Below are 19,599 nucleotides of genomic sequence, written 5' to 3'. Positions count from 1 at the left end.
CGAGCCGTGTCCGTCCACAGTAGAGCCTTCCACGATCGAGTGACACAAGGCTCGCGAGGTGTCCACTCCGGAGGCACGATGATCACGAACCTGCCCTCGACAGGATCGGAGCCGGAATGCGCACGAAGCCGGGAAACGACCGCGGCCGCCGATGGCGGAAGGGGTTCCTGCTCGCCACCGGAACACTGCTGCCGGGCGCGCTGCTCACCGCGGCGCCCGCCGAGGCAGCCGACTATTCGCTCGCCGGGCAGAACTACGCCGGGTCGCAGATCGCGGCCCACGAAGGCGTGCACGGCAGCCCCGACCTGGCCCGGATCGACGCCGACCAGACACTCGGCCACGACGTGAGCGGCCACCAGGGCGTGGTGGACTGGAAGGCGGCCAGCGGCTCGGGCGCGCGGTTCACCTACGTGAAGGCGACGGAGGGCACCGGCTTCGTCAACCCGCAATTCACCGCGCAGTACGACGGCGCCCACGCCGCCGGCCTCATCCGCGGCGCCTACCACTTCGCGCGCCCGGACGTCTCGAGTGGCGCCGAGCAGGCCGACTACTTCCTGGCCCACGGCGGCGCGTGGCGCGGCGACGGCAAAACCCTGCCCGGCGCGCTCGACATCGAGTACAACCCCTACGGCGACGCCTGTTACGGCAAGAACCCCGCCGACATGACGGCTTGGATCACCGACTTCACCCGCACCTACCTCGCGAAAGCCGGCCGCAGCGCGCTGATCTACACGTCCACGTCGTGGTGGAAACTCTGCACCGGCAACTCGAACCGGTTCGGCAACACCGATCCGCTGTGGCTCGCGCGCTACGCCCCGCAGGTCGGCGAGCTCCCGGCCGGGTGGGACAAGCAGAGCATCTGGCAGTTCTCCCGCACCGGCGGGCTTCCGGGCGACCAGAACTACTACAACGGCCCGTTCAGGCGGGTGCAGGCGCTCGCGAGTGGGCCGGCCGCCGCCGCGGCTTGACCTGTTCCGGACGGGTTCTGTCCGTTACTCCTGCCAAGCTGGGCCCATGACCGCGAACACCCGGCTGGACAACCGAGCCCTCAACCGCGCCACGCTCGCGCGCCAGCTCCTGCTGGAGCGGGCCGACCGGTCCGCGCTCGACGCCGTCGCGCAGCTGTGCGGGCTGCAGGCGCAGGAGCCGCAGGAACCGTTTCTCGGTCTGTGGTCGCGGGTGCGGGCGTTCGACCCGGCGGAGCTGTCGAAGCTGCTCGTGGACCGGCAGGTGGTCCGGACCCATCTCATGCGCCGCACCGTGCACCTCGTGACCGCCGAAGACGCGCTGGCCTGGCGCACCCGCCACGAAACGATGCTGCGCGGACGCGTGCTCGGCGTCTACCGCAGCGAGCTGGCCGACGTCGACCTCACCGAACTCGCCGCGGCCGGCCACGCCGTGCTCGCCGACGGCGAACCGCGGTCGATGGGCGAGCTGGCTCGGGCCGTGGCCGACCGCTGGCCGGAGCCGGCGCCCCGCGCGCTCGGCGAGATGCTGGTGGCCGCGCTCGTGCCCGTGGTGCAGCTGCCCCCGCGCGGCGTCTGGCGGCAGAAGGCCGGGGCGCGTTACCTGCCGCTGTCCGCCTGGCTGGGCCGCGAAATCCCGGCGCCGCCCGACGACGTCGTGGGCGCGGACCTGGTGCGCCGCTACCTCGCCGCCTACGGCCCGGCCCTCACCGCCGACCTGCGCGCCTGGTCGGGCTTGTCCGGGCTGCCCGCCGCCGTCGCCGCCGTGCGCCCCGAGCTCGTGTCCTTCCGCGACGAACGCGGCCGCGAACTGCTCGACCTCCCCCACGCCCCGCGCCCCGACCCGGACACCCCCGCGCCCGTCCGCTTCCTCCCCGCGTTCGACAACGCCCTCCTCGGCTACTCCGACCGCACCCGCATCGTCGACGACGCCCACCGCTCCCTCTCCGTCGCCGGCACCCGCGTCACCCTCGTCGACGGCCGCGTGTCCGCCACGTGGACCTGCGACGGCGACACGGTGATGGTGACCCCGCTGCGCAAGCTGACCCGGGCGGAGCGCACGGCCGTCGTCGAGGAAGGCGAGGCGCTGGCGGCGTTCCTGGCCGAAGGCGGGCACGGCGGGGTGCGGATCGCGGCCGGGTGGTACTAGGACCACCGGACGATGGTGAGCCGCCCGCCGGCGGCGTGACGATGAGACCATGACGAACTCAGCGCACACCAACCCCGCCGACACGAGCGTGGAGCGGCCCCGGACCACGCGACGCCGGCGGCGGGTCATCGCGGCGGCCGCGGCGACGGCGGCGGCCGCCGGGATCGCGACGGCGGCCGTGTGGGGCGGGGTGGCCGCGGGGGCACCGGATCCCGCACCGAAGACGGCCGCCTTCGTGTCCACTGAGGACAACCCGCATCCGGAAGACCGCACCACGACAACCGCACCGCGCGCGACAGGCGACCGCCACGGCGGCCCCGGCACCGAACCCGGCGACGACCGCGACGCCCGCACGCCGACTCCCGACGCCCGCGGCTTCCACCCCGCCACACCAGCACCGCCGACCTCCACCACCTATCCGGCCCGGCCCCGCCACCACCTCGAACCCGGCGACGACCACGGCCACCACCCGGAACCCGGCGACGACCACGGCGGCCGCCACGGGGACGACACTCGCGGCGGCGACGACCACGGCGGCGACAACGGTCACGGCGGCCCCGGCCGCCACTAGCCAAAGCCCACCCGCCCCGGGCGGCAACCGCCAACCAGGTGCCCCCAGCCGGCGCGATACCGGACCTGTCCTCATCAGCGACGTCCATGAGCCAGACGCCACCAGCGGACGATGACGAACTCACCGGCCACCGATCACCGGGTCCGTTGCCCCGGACGGCAACCAAGGACTCGTTGCCGTGGGCCACCGGCGCCGGCCCCGTTGCCCGGGACCACTGGCGCCGGCCCTGTTGCCCGGAGGCGACGACCGTGCTCCGGTCACCCACCGACCGACAACGGCCGCCCCGACACCGACGGCCACCCGCCAACATTCGCCGACCCACCGCCCAGCCGACGCCCGCGAACCAGGCGCCGCCAACCGACAACAGCCAGCCCGACGCCGCCGGCCGCCCACCGACTATCGCTGACCCGCCGCGCCATGGCGACAACTGCGGACGAACCACCCGCCGGCCGAAAACGGCCGGCGCCTCACCGCCGGTTGGCGACCGACTATTGCCGACCCGTCGTCCCTGGCCGCTGGTTGTCGGGCCGAGAGCGGTCGCGGGTGGCCACTGCGGACCGTCAGCCGTCGAGACTGGGCCAGTTGCCGTCGGTCGGCAGAGGTCCGGGCGCGCCAAGCGGCAACGGCGACCGATGCTCGTCGGCGGACCGGTAGCCACCAGCAGACCACCAGGTCACCGCGATCATTCACAAAGGACGGTACCGCCCCGAAATCACCAGGCAGCGGTACCGCACCACTACAGCACCACTAACTCATCAATGCCGCTTCAACCCCGTCAAATCACGCTTCACCACCGTGTTCCGGTCGGCCACCGTGTTGCCGAACGCGAACTGCGGCCAGTAGCCCAGGATCTCCTGCCGGCTGCGTTCGCTCCATTCGCGGGCGAGGGCGCCACGAGACTTGTAGAAGTTCAGCGCGTAGCCGTGGGTGTGCAACCTCAAAATGGAGAAGCCGCCCGGGTATTCCTTGGCCGCGGCCACTTCCTGCAGGGTCACGCGCGGGGCGGTGGGGCTGATGGTGCGGTGGTTGCGGTGCGTGTGGCCGGCGTGGTGGAGGAACACGCCCGGCGTCTGGGAGTACCAGTCGAGGATCTGGCCGGCCTGGGTGGCGTCCAGGGAGCTGCCCGCGGTGATCGGGAAGGCGGAGTCCTGCATCACGAGCGGGTGGTGGCCGAACACGAGGGTCGGCTGGTCGCGGTGTTTGCGCAGGTCGCTGCGGAACCAGTCGAGCTGGTCGGGTGAGAGGCCGCCGGCGTCGCCGCCGTTGCCGGGTTTGTCGTAGGTGTCGAGGCCGATCACGTGGAGGCCGGAGAGGTCGCGGGAGAAGTAGGTGCGTTCGGTGCGCGGGAAGTAGGCGTCGTGGAAGCAGTCGTTGCCCTGCCACTGCCCGACGCGGCACGTGGAGTAGGCGTCGCCGAGGTGGGCGCGGTCGTGGTTGCCGCGGGTGACGAAGTAGTCCTCCTGGTAGCGGCCGAAGCGCGAGAGCAGCTGCCCGGCGCGGCTGAGGTCGGTCGGCACGGCCTCGGCGGAGATGTCGCCCGCGGCGAGCAGGTAGCGCGGGTCGAAGCGCTTCACGTCCTGCACCAGCGATTCCAGCATCACCTCCGGGTACGGCGGCAGCCCGGGCTCCTGCGTGATCCCGATGTACTGCGGCTGCCCGCCCACGAGCCCCGCCTGCGTCTCGCCCATGTGCAGGTCGTTGCACAGCACCATCGAGAACACGTGGCTACCCTGGGGCGGCTGCGGCGTCTTGAACTCGAACGGTCCCGTGGTGCCCAGGCCGCGGTTCGTGGTGCCCACGGCGTTGCCGGTGATGAGCGTGAACGCGGTGGGCGCGGCGAGCTTTCCGTTGGACCGGGCCTGATAGTAGTAGGTCTGGCCCGGTTCGAGGTCGTGCAGCTCGACGTAGTGGTACGGGGTGTGGCCGGTGATGTCGTGCGCGACCCGGTTGAGCCGGTTGGGGTTCGTGCCGTAGCGGACCTCGCCGTCGGCGGCGGCCGGCACCATGCGGCCGAGCCCGTCGTCGGTGCCGGCGTGGCCGGTGTACCAGGTGATCACGGCGCGGTCTTCCGCGAGCGTCACGAGTTCGAGGTTCACGGGCGTGACCACGCCCGAGCCGGCGGTCCCGGTGGCCGCGAGGGCGCCGGCGGGGTCGAGCAGGGTCGCCGAACCCGCCGCGGCGGCGGCGTAAGCGGTCCAGCGCAACAGGTCCCGGCGGGTGAAATCGCAAGCAGGCATGCGCAGCAAGCTAGAGCCGGCCGTTGAACGGAACACCGCCCGCGGACGACGCCGAAGTGTCGACGCAGGGAAGTCGGCGCTGGGAAGTCGACGCCGGTTCCGCCCGCCGGAACAACCAGGACGGGCGGAACCGGACGGCTCAGGCGAGCAGCCGCAACGGCTTCTCGAGCGCGTCGACGAGCACGCCCAGCCACTGCGCCGCCAGCGCGCCGTCGATCGCGCGGTGGTCGACCGCCAGCGTCAGCGCCAGCTCGGTGGCCACGGTCAGCTCGCCGTCCACCACCACCGCGCCCGGTTTTCCGGCGCCCACCGCGAGAATCGCCGCCTGCGGCGGGTTGATGATGGCGGTGAACTCGTCGACGCCGAACATGCCGAGGTTGCTCACCGCGATCGAACCGCCTTCGAGGTCCTGCTGCTTGAGCCGGCCCTCGTCGGCCTGCGCCGCGAACCCCTTGACCTGCCCCGAAATCGCGCTCGGCGCCAGCTTCTCGACGCCCCGCACCACCGGCGTGACCAGACCGCGCTCCGACGCGATGGCCACCCCGACGTCGACCGAGTCGTACTTGCGCAGCGCGTCTTCGGTCCACGTCACATTCGCGTCGGGCACCTCGGTGTGCGCCACGGCCACGGCCCGGATGATCAGGTCGTTGACCGAGATCCGCGCCGGCGACACTTCGTTGAGCTGCTTGCGCAGCGCCAGCAGCGCGTCGATCCGCGCGGCGCGCCGCACCGAGAAGTGCGGCACGGTCTGCTTGCTCATCGTGAGCCGGCTCGCGATCGCGCGGCGGATCCGCGTGTGCGGAACCTCGGTGAACGACGCTCCGAGCACCGGTTCCCGCCGCGCCGGCGTGGTCGCCGGTTCGGCCAAAACCTCCGGTTCCGGCGGCACCGCGGCTTGCACCACCGACTGCGGAGCCGCGGACGCCCGCGCGATCGCCGCCTCGACGTCCTTGCGCACGATCCGCCCGTTCGGCCCGGTCCCGGTCACCTCTTCCAGACCCAGCCCGGCGTCCTTGAGCAGCTTGCGCGCCAACGGACTCGCGAAGATCCGCCCACCGGAACCATTCGGAACAGCCGTCGCAGCCGGAGCCGAACCCTGAACCGCGGCCGCACCACCCACCACTTCGGAGGCGGCCACCTCGGAAGCCGCCTGACCGTTGCGCGAAGCCGGCACCCCGACCTCCGCCAACAGCCCGCTCACGTCCTCCCCCACCGCCCCCAGCACGGCGATCGGCGTGCCGACCGCCACCGTCGTCCCGCGGTCCACCAGCTGCCGCAACACGGTCGCGCCGGTTTCGGCCTCGACCTCCACGGCCGCCTTGTCCGTCTCCAGCACGGCCAGGGCCGTACCGGCGTCGAACGCCTCGTTCTCGGGCACCAGCCACTCGCTCAGCACGGCCTCGGTCGAGCCCGTGGCGACCTCGGGCACCCGCAACAGCGTTGCCATCGTCGGAAACTCCTCGCTGCCAGTGCGTCAGTCGGAAAGGCGCCGCAGCGCCGCGGTCACTTCCTCGGTCCGCGCGATCGCCGCGCGTTCGAGGACCTTGCTGATGCTGGGCGACGCCTCGCCGCCGGTCACGCGCTCGATCGGCGCGTCGAGCCAGTCGAAGAGGCGGCGCTGGATCTCGTCGGCGAGCCGGCCGCCGTACGACGTGCCGATCGCGCCCTGCTCCACGATCAGCACCCGGTTCGTCTTGCGCACGCTGGTTTCGATCGTGTCCCAGTCGAGGCTCGCGCGGTCGAGCCAGCGCAGGTCGATGAGGTCGGCGCTCACGCCGGTCTCGTCGAGCGCTTCGAGGCAGTGGCCCACCATCGACAGGTAGCTGATCACCGTGAGGTCGTCGCCGGTGCGGCGCAACGCGGCCTTGCCGACCGGGATGCGGTAGTCGAAGTCGTCGACCGGCGCGGTGCCCGTGCTCGCGTAGAGGTCCACGTGTTCCAGCACCACCACCGGGTCGTCGCAGGCCAGTGCGGTGTTCAGCAGGCCGACGTAGTCGAACGGGTTCGACGGCGCCACCACCCGCAGCCCGGGCGCGGTGGTGAGCACGCCGGACGGGTCCATCGAGTGCTGCGAGCCGTAGCCGGTGCCCGCGGCGAGCTTGCTGCGCAGCACGAACGGCACGCTGCCGGTGCCGCCGAACATGTGCCGCGCCTTGGCGACCTGGTTGAACAGCTGGTCGGCGGCGACCCACATGAAGTCGGCGTACATGAACTCGGCGATCGGGCGCGAGCGGCCGTCGATGGCCATGCCGCCGGCGAGGCCGGTGAACGCGTTTTCGCTGATCGGCGTGCCGAGCACCCGCTCGGGCGCGGTTTCGATGGCCTTGCGGGTGGCGCCGTTGGTGCCGCCCTTGAGCCGGTCGACGTCCTCGCCGAGCACCACCACGCGCTCGTCGGTCTCGAGCCGGCGCGCGAGCACGTCGCTCACCGCGTCGATGAACCTACGCTGATCGAGAGCACCGCCGAAGGTTTCGGCTTCCTCGTAGCGGCTGCCGTCCAGTTCGGACAGATCACCGCGCACACCGACGTCCACGAACGCGGGGTCGGGCCACGCGGACTCCTTGATGCGGCGCTTGCCGTCGGGGCCGTCCTCGAGGAAGCTGTCGCCGATTTCGTGCAGCGTGCGGGTGATCTCCTCGTCGAACGCCTTGAGCCGGTCGTCGTCGGCGAGCCCGCGGCGGATCACGTGGGCGCGCAGGAGGTCGATCGGGTCGCGGTCACGCCAGGACCGTTCCTCTTCCTTCGTGCGGTAGCCGAAGGCGCTGCCGGGGTAGGGCCCGTTCTGGTGGAAGTAGCGGTAGACCTCGGCCTCGACGATGGTCGGGCCGTTGCCCGCGCGCATGTGCGCCACGGCCTCGCTCATCGCCAGGTGCACGGCGAGCGGATCCATTCCGTCCACCTGCCAGCTCGGGATGTTGAACCCGAGACCGCGCGCGGAAAGCCGCGGCTCGGCCGTGGCCGTGTCGACCGGCGTGGACACCGCGTACTGGTTGTTCTCGATGAAGAAGCACACCGGCAGCCGCCACGCGGCGGCGAGGTTGAACGTCTCCAGCACCGAGCCGATGTTCACGGCGCCGTCGCCGAAGTACGTCACGGTCACCGCGTCGGTGCCGGTGCGGCGCTGGTTCCAGGCGAAGCCCGCGGCCTGCGGCACTCCCCCGCCGACGATCGCGTTGGTGCCCATCGCGCCGGCCTCGCGCCACTGCAGGTGCATCGACCCGCCGCGGCCGCTGCCGTAGCCCTCGGCCAGGCCGCAGATCTCGGCGAGCGTGCGGCGCAGCACGGTGCGCACGTCGTCGTCGAGCGCGGGCAGGCCGCCGGCGTTCCCGGCGACGTGGCCGAATGCCTTGGCCAGGAACTGGTGGTGGCCGCGGTGCGAGCCGTTCACGAAGTCGTCGCTGCGCAGCGGCGAGATCGAGCCGACGGCGCCGCCCTCCTGGCCGATGCTCGAGTGCGCCGGCCCGTGCACCAGGCCGAGGCCCGCGAGCTCCAGCACGTACTCCTCGAACGACCGGATCCACTGCGCGCGGCCGAGCAGGCGCAGCAGCAGGTCGGGTTCGGCTTCGTCCCAGTCCTCCGGCGTGGCGCGCAGGCGGATCCAGGGCGCGCCGGCGACCAGTGACTCGTGAGCGGCCATCAGGGCTCCTCATCTTCGAATGGATCCATTGCAAAAGGCTTGACGCAGACTATGCCGTCAAGTAGCCATGAAAAGCAAGCAAATGGATCCATTGGAGGTGTGCTCATGCCGATCCCCGGGGTGACGGGCGTCGACCACTTCGGCCTCACCGTGCCGGACCTCGACCAGGCCCACGAGTTCTTCACCGAGGTGCTGGGCTGCGAGTACCTGTACCGGCTCGGGCCCTACGCGCACGACGACGGCTGGATGAGCGAGCAGCTCGGCGTCGACGACAAGGCCGTGATGCGGCGACTGCACTTCTACCGGCTCGGCGGCCGGGCGATCTTCGAGGTGTTCCAGTACGAGGCGCCGGAGCAGAACCCGGTGCCGCCGCGCAACTCCGACGTCGGCGGGCACCACATCGCGCTGTATGTGGAGGACCTCGACGCCGCTGTCGCCGATCTGCACCGGCGCGGCCTGCGCGTGCTCGGCGAGCCGACCACCAGCAGCGGCGCGAGCGAGGGACAGCGGTGGGTGTACTTCCTGTCACCGTGGGGTCTGCAGTGTGAGCTAGTGTCCTATCCGAACGGAAAGGCCTTCGACCACAACCCGCAGGCCTTCGACTAGGCGAGAGCCGACCCAGCTCCGGAAAACCCGCCGCGAGGCGTCCGATCGAGAGGAACCGCCGTGGCCGTACCCGCGGGCGTGGCGAGCCAGCGCGTCGCCGACGAGCTGCGCGAACGCATCCTCGACGGCCGCCTCGCGCCGGGCACGCGCATCATCCAGGACGAGCTGGCCGAGGAGCTGCGCACCAGCCGCCTGCCGGTGCGCGAAGCCCTGCGCATCCTCGAATCCCGCGGTCTCGTGACTCTGCGCGCCAACTCCGGTGCGTGGGTCACCTCGATGGACGTGCGCGAGTGCGAGCTGTCCTACAAGATGCGCGAGCGGCTCGAACCGTTGCTGCTGGCCGAATCCGCGCCGCGACTGTCCGATGAGGACATCGACGAGCTCGAGGCGATCGAGGACCGCATCGAGCGGACCGACGACGTCGAGGAGTTCCTCGTGCTCGACCGCCAGCTGCACTGGACCGTGTACCGCCACCACGACGCCCACGACCTGGCCGCCATCCTCAACCGCCTGTGGGACACCACGCAGCACTACCGCCGCGCCTTCATCCGTCTCGCCGGCGAGCGGCGCAACTGGATCATCCGGGCGGAGCACCGGCTGCTCATCGAGGCGCTGCGCAAGCGCGACCACCCGTCGGCCGAGCAGATCCTGGAGCTGCACATCCGCCGCACGCGGGTGGAGCTGGTGAACCACCCCGAGGTGTTCGCGGTGCCGGCGCCGTCCTGACCGCCGTGGTGCGCTGTCCAGCGCAGCTGAACACGGTGCGGCTCTGTAGAATCAGGGTCGACAGTCCGGGTCCTCCGGCGCCCCGATCCCGAGGGAGACGATGCCGTGCCTCCGTCACAGCCGGCCGACGGTCAGGCGGACCGGGCGAGCGTGCTCGCGGGCATCGGCGGGCGCCTGCGCCAGGCCCGGACCGAGGTGGGCATCAGCGCGCGGGAGCTCGCGCGCAAGGCGGGCGTGTCGGTGAGCCTGGTGAGCCAGATCGAGAACGGCAAGGCCCGGCCTTCGGTCGCCTCGCTCTACGCCTTGGTGCAGCACCTGAACCTGACCGTGGACGAGCTGTTCGAGCCCGCCGGCGCGAAGCGCGACGACGCCGACCGGCCCGTGCAGCCGAAGGTCGGGCGCGCGTTCTCCGCCAACGGCGGCCCGGCGGCGCCCGGTGAGGTCGCGGTGCCGCAGAAGCTCATCAGCGCGGCGCTGGTACAGCTCGGCGAGACCCGCGGCACGCTCAAGCTGGAAGGCGGCATCACCTGGGAACGGCTCACCCCGCGCGACGTGCCGGGCGCCGATTTCCTCAAGATCACCTACGACGTCGGGGGCGCGTCGTGCCCGGAGGGCCTGCGCCAGACCCACCCCGGCCACGAGTTCGGCTACCTGCTCAGCGGCCGCCTCGGTGTCACCGTCGGGTTCGACACCAGCGAGATCGGGCCGGGTGACTCGGTGTACTTCGACTCGACCACCCCGCACCGGCTGTTCAACGCCGGTGACGAACCCGCCGTCGGCGTCTGGATGGTGCACGCCCCCTTCCGCGAAGCGCGCTGAGCGCTCAGGGCCGCGGCGGGTCCCCGGGTGACACGAGGCCGGTTTCGTAGGCCACGACCACGGCCTGGGCCCGGTCGCGCAGCGAGAGCTTCGCGAAGATGCGCGCCACGTGGGTTTTGATCGTCGCCTCGCTGAGGGTGAGGTCGGCGGCGAGTTCGGTGTTGGACCGGCCGCGGCCCAGCAGCGCCAGCACTTCGAGCTCACGCGGGGTCAGCACGGTGAGGTCGCGGTGCGGCGCCGGCACCCCGGGATCGGCGGCCGGGCCCGACGCGGAGGCGAACCGTTCCACCAGCCGCCGCGTGATCGAGGGCGCCAGCAGCGCGTCGCCGGTGTCGACGAGCCGGACGGCGGCCACGAGGTGCTCCGGTGTCACGTCCTTCAGCAGGAAGCCGCTCGCGCCGGCGGACAGCGCCCGGTACACGTAGCTGTCGAGGTCGAACGTGGTGAGCATCAGCACCTTGCAGCCCGGCTCGTCGGCGAGGATGCGGCGCGTGGCTTCGAGCCCGTCCATGGCGGGCATGCGGATGTCCATCAGCACCACGTCCGGACGCAGCTCCCGCACCAGCTCCACGGCGGCGACGCCGTCGGCCGCCTCGCCGACCACGTCGATGCCGCCGGCCGTGAGAATCATCCGGAAGCCGGTGCGCACGAGGCCCTGGTCGTCGGCGATCACCACCCGGGGCGCGGTCACGGGCGCTCCACCGGGATCCGGGCGCGCACGCGGAACCCGCCGCCGAGGCGCCGCCGCGCGTCGAGGTCGCCGCCGAAGGCCGCGACGCGTTCCCGCAACCCGAGCAGGCCGCGGCCCTCGCCGGTCGGCGCCGGCCCGTCCGGGCTGTTCGAACCACCAGCCCCACCCGTGAGCACGCTCGGCCCGCTGTTCACGACCTCGACGCGCAGGTAGCGCTCGGTGTAGCGCACGGTCACCTCGGCTTTGCCGCCGTCGCCGTGTTTGAGCGCGTTGGTGAGCGCTTCCTGGATCACCCGGTACGCCGTCAAGTCCACTCCGGACGGCAGCGGCCGCGGCTCCCCCGACACCCGCACTTCCACCGGCAGCCCGGCGAAGGCGATCCGGTCGATCAGCGGGCTCAGCCGCGTGAGCCCGGGCTGCGGCGCGAGGTCGTGGGGTTCCTCGCCGTCGGCGGGCGGCGCGAGCAGGCCGAGCAGGTTCCGCAGCTCCGTCATCGTGTCGCGACCCGCGGTCTCGACCTCCCGCAACGCCTCGACCGCCTGCGCCGGTTCGGTTTCCACCACCAGCCGAGCGGCTCCGGCCTGCACCAGCATCACGCTCACGTTGTGGCTCACGATGTCGTGCAGTTCCCGCGCGATGCGCGCGCGTTCGCCGTCGACCGCCTGGCGCGCGGCGGTTTCCCGCTCCCGCTCCAGCAACCACCCGCGTTCCTCCAGCGCGCGGACGGCCGCCCGCCGCGCGCGCACCAGCCGCACGGCGAGCACCACCGCGACCAGGCACGCCGCGATCGCGACCCCGAGTTCCCACACGCCTCAGACTCTCCCAGGCCGCCGCGTCCACCGCATCAACCCAGGCCCTACATCGCCAGGATGAGGACGGCGCGCGGTTACCTCCTCGGGCTGATGCCGCGGCGGCTCGGCTGCTTCAGGATTGTGCGGTGACCAGTGACGAGAGCAGCGCGAACCCGGTGGTGCAGCTGACCGCCGTGCGCAAGGAATACCGCGATTCGGTGGCGCTCGACGGCGTCTCGCTCGCGATCCGCGCCGGTGAGGCCGTGGCGGTGATGGGTCCGTCGGGAAGCGGCAAGTCGACACTGCTGAACATGGTGGCCGGGCTCGACCGGCCGACGTCCGGCTCCGTCGTGGTCAACGGCGAGGACCTCACGAAGCTCAGCGAGACCGGGCTGGCGCTGTTCCGCCGCCGGCGCATCGGGATGATCTTCCAGTTCTTCAACCTGCTCGACGACCTGCCGGCGCTCGACAACGTGGCCCTCGCCGCGCAGCTCACCGGCACCTCGGCCGCGCCGGCCCGCGCGCGGGCGCTCGAACTGCTCGGCGAGCTGGGCATCGCCGGGCGCCGCAACGTCTACCCGGCGCAGCTCAGCGGCGGTGAACGCCAGCGCGTGGCCGTGGCGCGGGCACTGATGAACCGGCCCGCGCTGCTGCTGGCCGACGAGCCCACGGGCGCGCTCGACAGCCGCTCGGGCGAGCAGGTGATGGACCTGCTGCTCGACCTCAACCAGATCGGCCAGACGCTCCTGCTCGTGACGCACGACGAGCGGCTGGCGCAGCAGTGCGCGACGCGCGTGGTCGAGGTCGTCGACGGCCGCGTGGCCGCTGCTTCACGAGTGGAGCGCGCGTCGTGAGCGCCGTGTGGCGGATCGCGCGGGCGGCGGTGCGGCGCCGGCGGGTGCAGACGGCCGTGATCGGCGTCGTGGTCGCGGTGTCCACCGGCACGATCGTGCTCGCGCTCGGGTTGCTGGTGTCGGCGTCGGGGCCGTTCCAGCGGGCGATGGGGCAGCAGGACGGCGCGCACCTCGTGGTCGCCTACGACACCACGCAGGTTTCGGACGCCCGGCTCGCCGCCACCGCGCAGCGACCCGGTGTCGAGGCGGCGGCCGGTCCGTTCGGGCAGGTCACGCTCGACACCGCGCGGAGCACGGGCGCGCGGGCCGGCAGCCTGACCACGGTGGGGCGCGCGGACCCGGCCGGAGCCGTCGACCGGCTCGACGTGTGGGCCGGGAAGTGGGCCACCGCGCCCGGCGAGATCGTGCTGAACGCCCCGCGGGGCACCACGGATCTCGCGCCGCTGGGCGCGCGGTTCGAGATCCCGGGCGAGCCCGCGCTCACCGTCGTGGGCTTCGCGTATTCGGTGAGCGCGTCGGCCGACGCGTGGGTCACGCCGGCGCAGCTGACCGCACTGAAGCCGAGCACAGCCCAGATGCTCTACCGCTTCACGCAGGCCGCGACCGCGGCCGACGTCGACGCGGGCCGGGCCGCGGTCACGGCCGGGCTGCCGGCGAAAGCGGTGCTGGGCGGGCAGTCGTATCTCGCCGTCGAGCAGCGGCTGGACTCCGACGTCGGCCTGTACGTGCCGTTCCTGGTGCCGTTCGGGATCCTCGGCCTGGCGGTGGCCGTGCTGATCGTGGCGAACGTGGTGAGCGGCGCGGTGGTGTCGGGGTTCCGCGACATCGGGGTGCTGAAGTCCCTGGGGTTCACGCCGAACCAGGTGATGGGCGTGTACCTGCTGATGGTGCTCGTGCCGGCGGCGCTCGGGTGTGTCGTCGGCACGATCGGCGGCAACCTCGTCGCCGGGCCGATCCTCGCCGACGCCTTCGGTCCGTTCGGCCTCGGCGACGCCGGGATCGACGCGTGGGTGGACGTGGTGGCGCTGGCCGGGTTGCCCCTCGTCGTCGCGGCGGCGGCACTGGTTTCCGCGCTGCGGGCCCGTCGGCTGCCGGCGACCGCGGCGATCAGCGCGGGCAGCGGACCGCGGTTCGGCCGCGCGCTCACGATCCAACGCCGGCTCGCGGGCCTGCGCCTGCCCCGGTCGGTGAGCCTGGGCCTCGGTGTGCCGTTCGCGCGCCCGGCCCGCAGCGTGCTCACGCTGGCAGCGATCGTGCTCGGGGTGCTGACGGTGACGCTGTCGATCGGCGTCACGCTGTCGGTGAACGCGTACAACTCCGCGATGCGGCCGGTGCACACCGACCGGGTCGAGTTCCTCGCCGGTCTGCCCGGCGATGTCCAGCTGCCGCCCGACGCACCCGGGCCGCATCCGGCCCCGACCCTCTCCGACGCGGCCGACGAGGCGATGCTGCGCTCGGCGCCCGGTTCCGCCGGCGTCGCCGCCACGTCCGAGCGCACGGTGCACCTGCTCGGCAGCCAGGAGAATCCGACGGTCGTGTTCTCCCGCGGCGACGGCGCGGCGCTGGGACCGGAGATCATCGAGGGCCGGTGGGCCGCGCGGGCGGGGGAAGCCGCGGCGCCTTCGCGGTTCCTCAACCAGCGCGGGCTCAAGCTGGGTGACACCGTGACCCTGGAGCTGGGCGGGCGGCGCGCGCAGGTGACGTTCGTCGGCGTGACGCTGACGAACAACGCCGACACGATCTACGCCGACTGGGCCACGCTCGACCTGCTGGCGCCGGGTTCTCGCGCGGACTCCTACGACGTGCAGCTCGCCTCCGGCGCTTCGGCCGACGCCCTCGTCGCGGCGGTGCAGGGCCGCGATCCCGGGCTGGCCGCCGCTCCCCCGCGCGACGGCACGTCCTCACAGGCGGTGGTGCTCGTGAGCAGCGCTTCGGTGCTCACGCTGGTGCTCGCGATCGTCGCGGCGCTCGGCGTGTTCAACACCGTGGTGCTCAACGCGCACGAACGGCGCCGTGACCTCGGGATGCTCAAGGCGATCGGCATGACCCCGCGGCAGGTGACGATCATGATGGTCACCTCGACGGCCGCGCTGGGGGTGGTCGGGGGGCTCCTGGGGGTGCCGCTCGGCTTCTTCGTGCACCGGCTGGTCGGGCCGGCGATGTTGCGGGCGGCTCAGTCGGACGTGTTCGGGTTCGTGATCGACGTGTACCGGGCGCCGGCGCTGGTGGCGCTCGGGCTGGCGGGGGTGGTGATCGCGGTGCTGGGGGCCGTGATCCCCGCCGGGCGGGCCGCGCGGCTGCCGATCGCCGCGGTGCTGCACAGTGAATGACCCGCGCGTTCAGTCCACTTCGGACTGACGGGCGCGCTGGTAGTGCCGGCGGGCCTTGAGACGGTTGCCGCACGAGGACATCGAGCACCAGCGGGCGGTGCCGGCCTTGCTGTGGTCCACGAGGAACCGCCGGCACTCGGGGTTCGCGCACGGGCGCAGCCGGCCGGATTCGCGCAGCGCGTCCCAGCCGAGCACGGCGCTCGCCGCGGCGGAGCGGCCGGGCGGCGCGTGGAGGGACCAGTCGATGCCGCCTTCGCCGAGCGCCGCGTGGTAGCCGACGCCTTCGACGAAGCGCGCGACGGCGGACGGCGGTTCGTGGCCGCGCACCACTTCCTGGAGTAGCGGGCGCAGGTCGAGCAGGGTGCGCCACTCGGCCTCGGTCGCCGGCTGGCCGTGGGCGGCGAGCCATCGCAGGGCGTCGCCCGGGTCGGCCAGGTCGTCGTCGGTCGGGTCGCCGGTGAGCCGGGTGGTGTTGAGCAGGTCCAGGACCAGGGTCTCGTCTGGCTTCATGCGACCACTAACCTTTCAAAATGTCTTGACAGGTTAGTTCTACCATGATTCAGTTCTAACTACCACCAGCTACTTGAGGGGTTAGACGTGACCGTGACGCCGCTGCACCCGCCGACCGGCGAAGCCACGCCGGAGCTGTCCGACTCGACGGCCATGCCGATGTCGTTGTCCACGCCGTCGTCGAGTCCGCTGCGCACGTTCCTGCGCACCGAGTCCGGCAGCGCGGGCGTGCTCGTCGCGGCGATCGTGGTGGCGCTGGCCTGGGCGAACCTCGCTTCCGGCACGTACGACGCCGTGTGGAACTGGGTGCTGAGCGTGCGGATCGGACCGCTCGGCGTGGCGCTGCCGGTGCGCGACTGGGTGAACAGCGGCCTGATGACGTTGTTCTTCCTCGTGGTCGGCCTGGAGGCGCGGCGCGAGTTCGACCTCGGCGACCTGCGCGACCGCCGCCGGCTGGTGCTGCCGGCCGTCGCCGGGCTGGCCGGCATGGCCGTGCCGGTGCTGATCTACCTGGCGCTCAACGGCGGCGGGCCCGGCGGGCACGGCTGGGGCGCGGCGATGTCCACCGACACCGCGCTGGCGCTGGGCGTGTTCACGGTGGTCGGGCGGGGCGCGCCGGAGCGGATCCGGACGTTCGTGCTCACCGTGTTCGTGGTCGACGACATCGTGGCGCTCGTGGTGATCGCGCTGGCCTACAGCGGCCACGTGGACCTGATGGCGGTCGGGATCGCCGCCGCCGCGTACGCCGGAGTGCTGGCGAGCCGGCGGCTCGACTACCGCTACCGCAAGCCGGTGTTCACCGCACTGGCGCTCACCGTGTGGGGCGCGCTGCTGACCAGCGGGATCGACCCGGTGGTGGCCGGGCTGGCGGTGGGGCTCGCAACGTCGGCGTATGTGCCGAAGCGCGATTCGCTGGAGGAGGCGACCACGCTGGTGCGTCTGTTCCGCGAGCAGCCGACCGCGGAGACGGCCAGGTCGGCGAGCAAGAGCCTGAGCGCCACGCTGTCGGCCAACGACCGGCTGCGGCACTCGTTCCACCGCCTCACGAGCTTCGTCGTGGTGCCGCTGTTCGCGCTGGCCAACGCCGGCATCAGCGTGAACACCGAGGTGCTGGCCGCGGCGATCACGGCGCCGGTCACCGTCGGCATCTTCCTGGCCTACGCGGTGGGCAAGCCGGTCGCGGTGTTCGGCACGTCGTGGCTGGTCACGCGGCTGAGCGGCGGCTCGTTGCAGCCGCAGGTCGGCTGGGCGGGCGTGCTGAGCGGCGGCGCGATGGCGGGCGTCGGGTTCACCGTGTCGCTGCTGATCGCCGACCTCGCCTTCACCGGGCGGGAGCTGGAGGAGGCCAAGCTGGGCGTGCTCGCCGCGGCGGCGGGCGCGACGCTGCTGACCTTCCTGGTGCAGAAGATCACCGCGGCGCTGCCGGAAGCCGTGCGCACCCGCGCGCTGCTCGGCGACGCGCCGGAGCTGAGCGACCTCGTCGGCCCGGTGGACGTGACCCGCGACCACGTGCGCGGCCCGGAAAACGCCGCGGTGACCGTGGTCGAGTACGGCGACTTCGAATGCCCCTGGACCGGCATGGCCGCGCCGACCGCGCGTGAGCTGCTCGCCGAAAACGGCGACATCCGCTACGTCTGGCGCCACCTGCCCCTGCACGACATCCACCCGCACGCCCGGCTCGCCGCGGAAGCCGCCGAGGCGGCCGGCGCGCAGGGCGCGTTCTGGCCCATGCACGACCTCCTGCTCACCAACCAGAACGACCTGCACTTCGACGCCCTGGTCGGCTACGCCCACCAGCTCGGCCTCAACGTCCCGCGTTTCCGCGAAGACCTCCTCCGCCGCCGCTTCGCCCCCCACGTCGAGCGCGACGTCGAGTCCGCCGACCTGAGCGGCGTGGCGGGCACCCCGACGTTCTTCGTGAACGACCAGCGCCACGACGGCCCTCCCGACCTCGCCACGCTGACCTCGGTGATCACTGGGGCCCGCACTCGGGTCGAGGCGTTCGCTGCCTCGCCGGCCACTGCTGTTGTCGGGGCCGTCGAGGCTGTCGCGCTGGACGACGGCTCGGTCGTCGCCGCCTAGCACCGTCCACACCGGACTCGACATTGTTCGAACGAGACTGATCCACTCAGGACACACCGGAGGACATCATGTCCAGTCACACCACCGTCCAGACCCCCGTCGCCACCACCCCGGCCGACGCCGACCTCGACCTGGACACCACCGACACCACCGGCGCCCTGAGCCCCGCTCTCGGCCTGATCCCCGGCATCTACGTCACCCGCCGCGGCGAGCACCTGCCGATCTGGCCGCACCACCACCGCGCCGCCCAGCCGAAGACCCGCTGAACTCCCCCAGCTCGCCACGGTTTCCCGTCACTTGACGGGAAACCGCCGCGTTCCGGCCCGAACCGCGGTCAGGTACCCCCACGCAACGGGCGAAGTAGCCACACCATCGCCCACAGACAGCCGGACGAGCGCCGATCGCTCCACCACACGGCGAACTCCGGCCACGACCGAATCCATCTCGGCCTGACCAATACCCACCCGCCCGTGCACCCAGCTCAGCCACCTGCTCCCCGGCAGCCACATCACGGCCAGCACCTCCCGCTCTGGCCGCACCACCACCGCCCCACCCAGCCGAAGACCCGCTGAACTCCCCCAAGCTCGCGACGGTTTCCCACCACCTGACGGGAACCGCGCCGTTCCGGTCCGACCGCCGATCACCACCACGCCACGACTCGCTCCGCGCCCCAGCCCCCGCGCCCAGCCCGCGCGTCCCCGTGACACAGCGCCGCGATCATCCCCACCCGCGGCCGCCGCGCCACAGCGGCGGCCTCGCCTTCACCGCAGCGGCCGCCCGCCGATCCCGCCCCACCACTGCGCGCGACCGAGCCGAAGCACCCTGAATCCCGCCACACCCCACCGGATTCCCGCCGCCTGGCGAGAATCCGGGGCGCATTGGCCCGAAGCCCGATGGCCCACCCTCGGCAGCATTCCTACCGTCACAGCCATGACCGAAGTAGTGGTGCCGATCCTCATCGGACTCGGATACGTGGCGCTGTCGTCCTTGATTCCCGAGCCGCATCGCCGGCGGTTCAACGCGTTGATGGTCGCCGGGGCAGGCGCCGCGTACCTGTCGGGTGGCGCGTTGGGCGTGGGTGAACTCGTGTTCTGCGCCGTGATGGTCGTCGTGGCGTTTCGGGGGCTGGGTTCGTGGACGTTCATCGGGGTCGGGTGGCTGTTGCACACCGCCTGGGACGTCGTGCATCACCTGAAGGGAGCGCCGGTGCTGCCGTTCGTGGCGGACTCGTCGTCCGGGTGCGCGGTGACGGATCCGGTGATCGCACTGTGGGCCTTCGCGGGTGGGCGCAGCCCGTGGGCGTGGGTGCGGCGCAAGGCGCCGCCCAGCCGAAGAACCGCTGAAGCGTGGCGCTCGGTCAGTCGCTGCGGCCGCGGAGGGTGAGGACGACGCGCAGCACGTGCTCGACGGCCGAGGGGAACACGGCGGCGCGCAGTTCACCGCGCGTGGCGAGGTTCTGGGAGGCGAACTCGAGCATGCGCTCGGGCCCCAGCCGCCGCACGACCAGCGCGGCGATCTCCTCCTCCTCGAGGTCCGGGTTGTCCAGGCGGCGCAGCGCGAACTCGACGATGAGCTCTTCGTCGGTCATGGACCCTCCCCACCGGAATCTTCCGTGTCCCAGAGTAGTCGA

General features: G+C 72.3%; 18 protein-coding genes. 11 read left to right on the top strand and 7 right to left on the bottom strand.

Translation table 11 applies throughout. The annotated features are described in order from the left end of the window. The first annotated feature begins 116 nt into the window (after window positions 1-116). From VSH64_RS07100 to VSH64_RS07090, 3 genes are read left to right on the top strand one after another with little or no spacing between them, the layout of a single operon-like run. Window positions 117-968, top strand: coding sequence for a lysozyme (locus VSH64_RS07100; RefSeq protein WP_326834682.1), 852 nt, complete (start codon window positions 117-119; stop codon window positions 966-968). A 46-nt stretch (window positions 969-1,014) separates the two neighbouring features. Next, window positions 1,015-2,115: a winged helix DNA-binding domain-containing protein gene (locus VSH64_RS07095; protein ID WP_326834681.1), complete on the top strand. Its 1,101-nt coding sequence runs from the start codon at window positions 1,015-1,017 to the stop codon at window positions 2,113-2,115. A gap of 49 nt (window positions 2,116-2,164) precedes the next feature. Next, a complete protein-coding gene (locus VSH64_RS07090; protein WP_326834680.1) occupies window positions 2,165-2,686 on the top strand; it encodes a hypothetical protein in 522 nt (173 codons plus the stop codon). Window positions 2,687-3,441: 755 nt separating this feature from the next. On the opposite strand, the gene VSH64_RS07085 is transcribed toward VSH64_RS07090, so the two are convergent. The 3 genes from VSH64_RS07085 to VSH64_RS07075 all read right to left on the bottom strand — a co-directional run bounded on the left by VSH64_RS07085 (window position 3,442) and on the right by VSH64_RS07075 (window position 8,560). Then, window positions 3,442-4,923 (bottom strand): metallophosphoesterase family protein, encoded by a 1,482-nt coding sequence (locus VSH64_RS07085; protein ID WP_326834679.1) that lies wholly within the window; start codon window positions 4,921-4,923, stop codon window positions 3,442-3,444. Between the two features lie 139 nt (window positions 4,924-5,062). Then, window positions 5,063-6,370 carry a dihydrolipoamide acetyltransferase family protein gene (locus VSH64_RS07080; protein ID WP_326834678.1) on the bottom strand — a complete coding sequence of 436 codons (1,308 nt, stop codon included), beginning with the start codon at window positions 6,368-6,370 and terminating at the stop codon, window positions 5,063-5,065. A 27-nt stretch (window positions 6,371-6,397) separates the two neighbouring features. Then, entirely contained in the window at window positions 6,398-8,560 is a 2,163-nt protein-coding gene (locus VSH64_RS07075) for an alpha-ketoacid dehydrogenase subunit alpha/beta (RefSeq protein ID WP_326834677.1), read from the bottom strand. Window positions 8,561-8,665: 105 nt separating this feature from the next. Here VSH64_RS07075 and VSH64_RS07070 point away from each other — a divergent pair, with 105 nt between their 5' ends. The 3 genes from VSH64_RS07070 to VSH64_RS07060 all read left to right on the top strand — a co-directional run bounded on the left by VSH64_RS07070 (window position 8,666) and on the right by VSH64_RS07060 (window position 10,711). Next, a complete protein-coding gene (locus VSH64_RS07070) occupies window positions 8,666-9,166 on the top strand; it encodes a VOC family protein (protein ID WP_326834676.1) in 501 nt (166 codons plus the stop codon). A 60-nt stretch (window positions 9,167-9,226) separates the two neighbouring features. After that, window positions 9,227-9,892, top strand: coding sequence for a GntR family transcriptional regulator (locus VSH64_RS07065; RefSeq protein ID WP_326834675.1), 666 nt, complete (start codon window positions 9,227-9,229; stop codon window positions 9,890-9,892). 105 nt (window positions 9,893-9,997) lie between these two features. Then, window positions 9,998-10,711, top strand: a complete 714-nt coding sequence (locus tag VSH64_RS07060) for a helix-turn-helix domain-containing protein (RefSeq protein ID WP_326834674.1) — start codon at window positions 9,998-10,000, stop codon at window positions 10,709-10,711. Between the two features lie 4 nt (window positions 10,712-10,715). On the opposite strand, the gene VSH64_RS07055 is transcribed toward VSH64_RS07060, so the two are convergent. Beyond that, window positions 10,716-11,402 (bottom strand): response regulator transcription factor, encoded by a 687-nt coding sequence (locus VSH64_RS07055; RefSeq protein ID WP_326834673.1) that lies wholly within the window; start codon window positions 11,400-11,402, stop codon window positions 10,716-10,718. Then, the gene (locus VSH64_RS07050; protein ID WP_326834672.1) at window positions 11,399-12,211 is read right to left on the bottom strand and encodes a sensor histidine kinase; all 813 of its coding nucleotides are present in this window, start codon (window positions 12,209-12,211) and stop codon (window positions 11,399-11,401) included. Before VSH64_RS07050 ends, VSH64_RS07055 begins: the two co-directional genes overlap by 4 nt. Before the next feature lie 128 nt (window positions 12,212-12,339). On the opposite strand from VSH64_RS07050, the gene VSH64_RS07045 reads away from it, so the two are divergent. Continuing rightward, on the top strand, window positions 12,340-13,047 hold the full coding sequence (locus VSH64_RS07045; protein ID WP_326834671.1) for an ABC transporter ATP-binding protein: 708 nt from the start codon (window positions 12,340-12,342) through the stop codon (window positions 13,045-13,047). Beyond that, complete coding sequence (locus VSH64_RS07040) at window positions 13,044-15,377, top strand: ABC transporter permease (protein ID WP_326834670.1); 2,334 nt, start codon at window positions 13,044-13,046, stop codon at window positions 15,375-15,377. The genes VSH64_RS07045 and VSH64_RS07040 overlap by 4 nt, the downstream gene beginning before the upstream one ends. A gap of 9 nt (window positions 15,378-15,386) precedes the next feature. Here VSH64_RS07040 and VSH64_RS07035 read toward each other — a convergent pair whose 3' ends face one another. Next, window positions 15,387-15,887: a CGNR zinc finger domain-containing protein gene (locus VSH64_RS07035; RefSeq protein ID WP_326834669.1), complete on the bottom strand. Its 501-nt coding sequence runs from the start codon at window positions 15,885-15,887 to the stop codon at window positions 15,387-15,389. Window positions 15,888-15,974: 87 nt separating this feature from the next. Between VSH64_RS07035 and VSH64_RS07030 the strand changes: the two genes are divergently transcribed. The 3 genes from VSH64_RS07030 (at window position 15,975) to VSH64_RS07020 (ending at window position 19,352) form a co-directional block, all read left to right on the top strand. Further along, window positions 15,975-17,969, top strand: coding sequence for a Na+/H+ antiporter NhaA (locus VSH64_RS07030; RefSeq protein ID WP_326834668.1), 1,995 nt, complete (start codon window positions 15,975-15,977; stop codon window positions 17,967-17,969). A gap of 68 nt (window positions 17,970-18,037) precedes the next feature. Beyond that, complete coding sequence (locus tag VSH64_RS07025; RefSeq protein WP_326834667.1) at window positions 18,038-18,235, top strand: hypothetical protein; 198 nt, start codon at window positions 18,038-18,040, stop codon at window positions 18,233-18,235. Window positions 18,236-18,899: 664 nt separating this feature from the next. Then, a complete protein-coding gene (locus VSH64_RS07020) occupies window positions 18,900-19,352 on the top strand; it encodes a DUF6010 family protein (protein WP_326834666.1) in 453 nt (150 codons plus the stop codon). On the opposite strand, the gene VSH64_RS07015 is transcribed toward VSH64_RS07020, so the two are convergent. Next, the gene (locus tag VSH64_RS07015; protein ID WP_326834665.1) at window positions 19,327-19,557 is read right to left on the bottom strand and encodes a hypothetical protein; all 231 of its coding nucleotides are present in this window, start codon (window positions 19,555-19,557) and stop codon (window positions 19,327-19,329) included. The genes VSH64_RS07020 and VSH64_RS07015 overlap by 26 nt on opposite strands. Between the last annotated feature and the right edge of the window lie 42 nt (window positions 19,558-19,599).

The sequence above is a fragment of the Amycolatopsis rhabdoformis genome (assembly GCF_035918295.1).
GTDB lineage: Bacteria > Actinomycetota > Actinomycetes > Mycobacteriales > Pseudonocardiaceae > Amycolatopsis > Amycolatopsis rhabdoformis.
This window is presented reverse-complemented; position numbering and strand designations above follow the sequence as displayed.

Coding starts and splice junctions, on each gene's coding strand:
- VSH64_RS07070 (WP_326834676.1), top strand. CDS start 8,666: ATGCCGATCCCCGGGGTGACGGGCGTCGACCACTTCGGCCTCACCGTG.
- VSH64_RS07080 (WP_326834678.1), bottom strand. CDS start 6,370: ATGGCAACGCTGTTGCGGGTGCCCGAGGTCGCCACGGGCTCGACCGAG.
- VSH64_RS07020 (WP_326834666.1), top strand. CDS start 18,900: ATGACCGAAGTAGTGGTGCCGATCCTCATCGGACTCGGATACGTGGCG.
- VSH64_RS07075 (WP_326834677.1), bottom strand. CDS start 8,560: ATGGCCGCTCACGAGTCACTGGTCGCCGGCGCGCCCTGGATCCGCCTG.
- VSH64_RS07035 (WP_326834669.1), bottom strand. CDS start 15,887: ATGAAGCCAGACGAGACCCTGGTCCTGGACCTGCTCAACACCACCCGG.
- VSH64_RS07100 (WP_326834682.1), top strand. CDS start 117: ATGCGCACGAAGCCGGGAAACGACCGCGGCCGCCGATGGCGGAAGGGG.
- VSH64_RS07095 (WP_326834681.1), top strand. CDS start 1,015: ATGACCGCGAACACCCGGCTGGACAACCGAGCCCTCAACCGCGCCACG.
- VSH64_RS07015 (WP_326834665.1), bottom strand. CDS start 19,557: ATGACCGACGAAGAGCTCATCGTCGAGTTCGCGCTGCGCCGCCTGGAC.
- VSH64_RS07085 (WP_326834679.1), bottom strand. CDS start 4,923: ATGCCTGCTTGCGATTTCACCCGCCGGGACCTGTTGCGCTGGACCGCT.
- VSH64_RS07025 (WP_326834667.1), top strand. CDS start 18,038: ATGTCCAGTCACACCACCGTCCAGACCCCCGTCGCCACCACCCCGGCC.
- VSH64_RS07090 (WP_326834680.1), top strand. CDS start 2,165: ATGACGAACTCAGCGCACACCAACCCCGCCGACACGAGCGTGGAGCGG.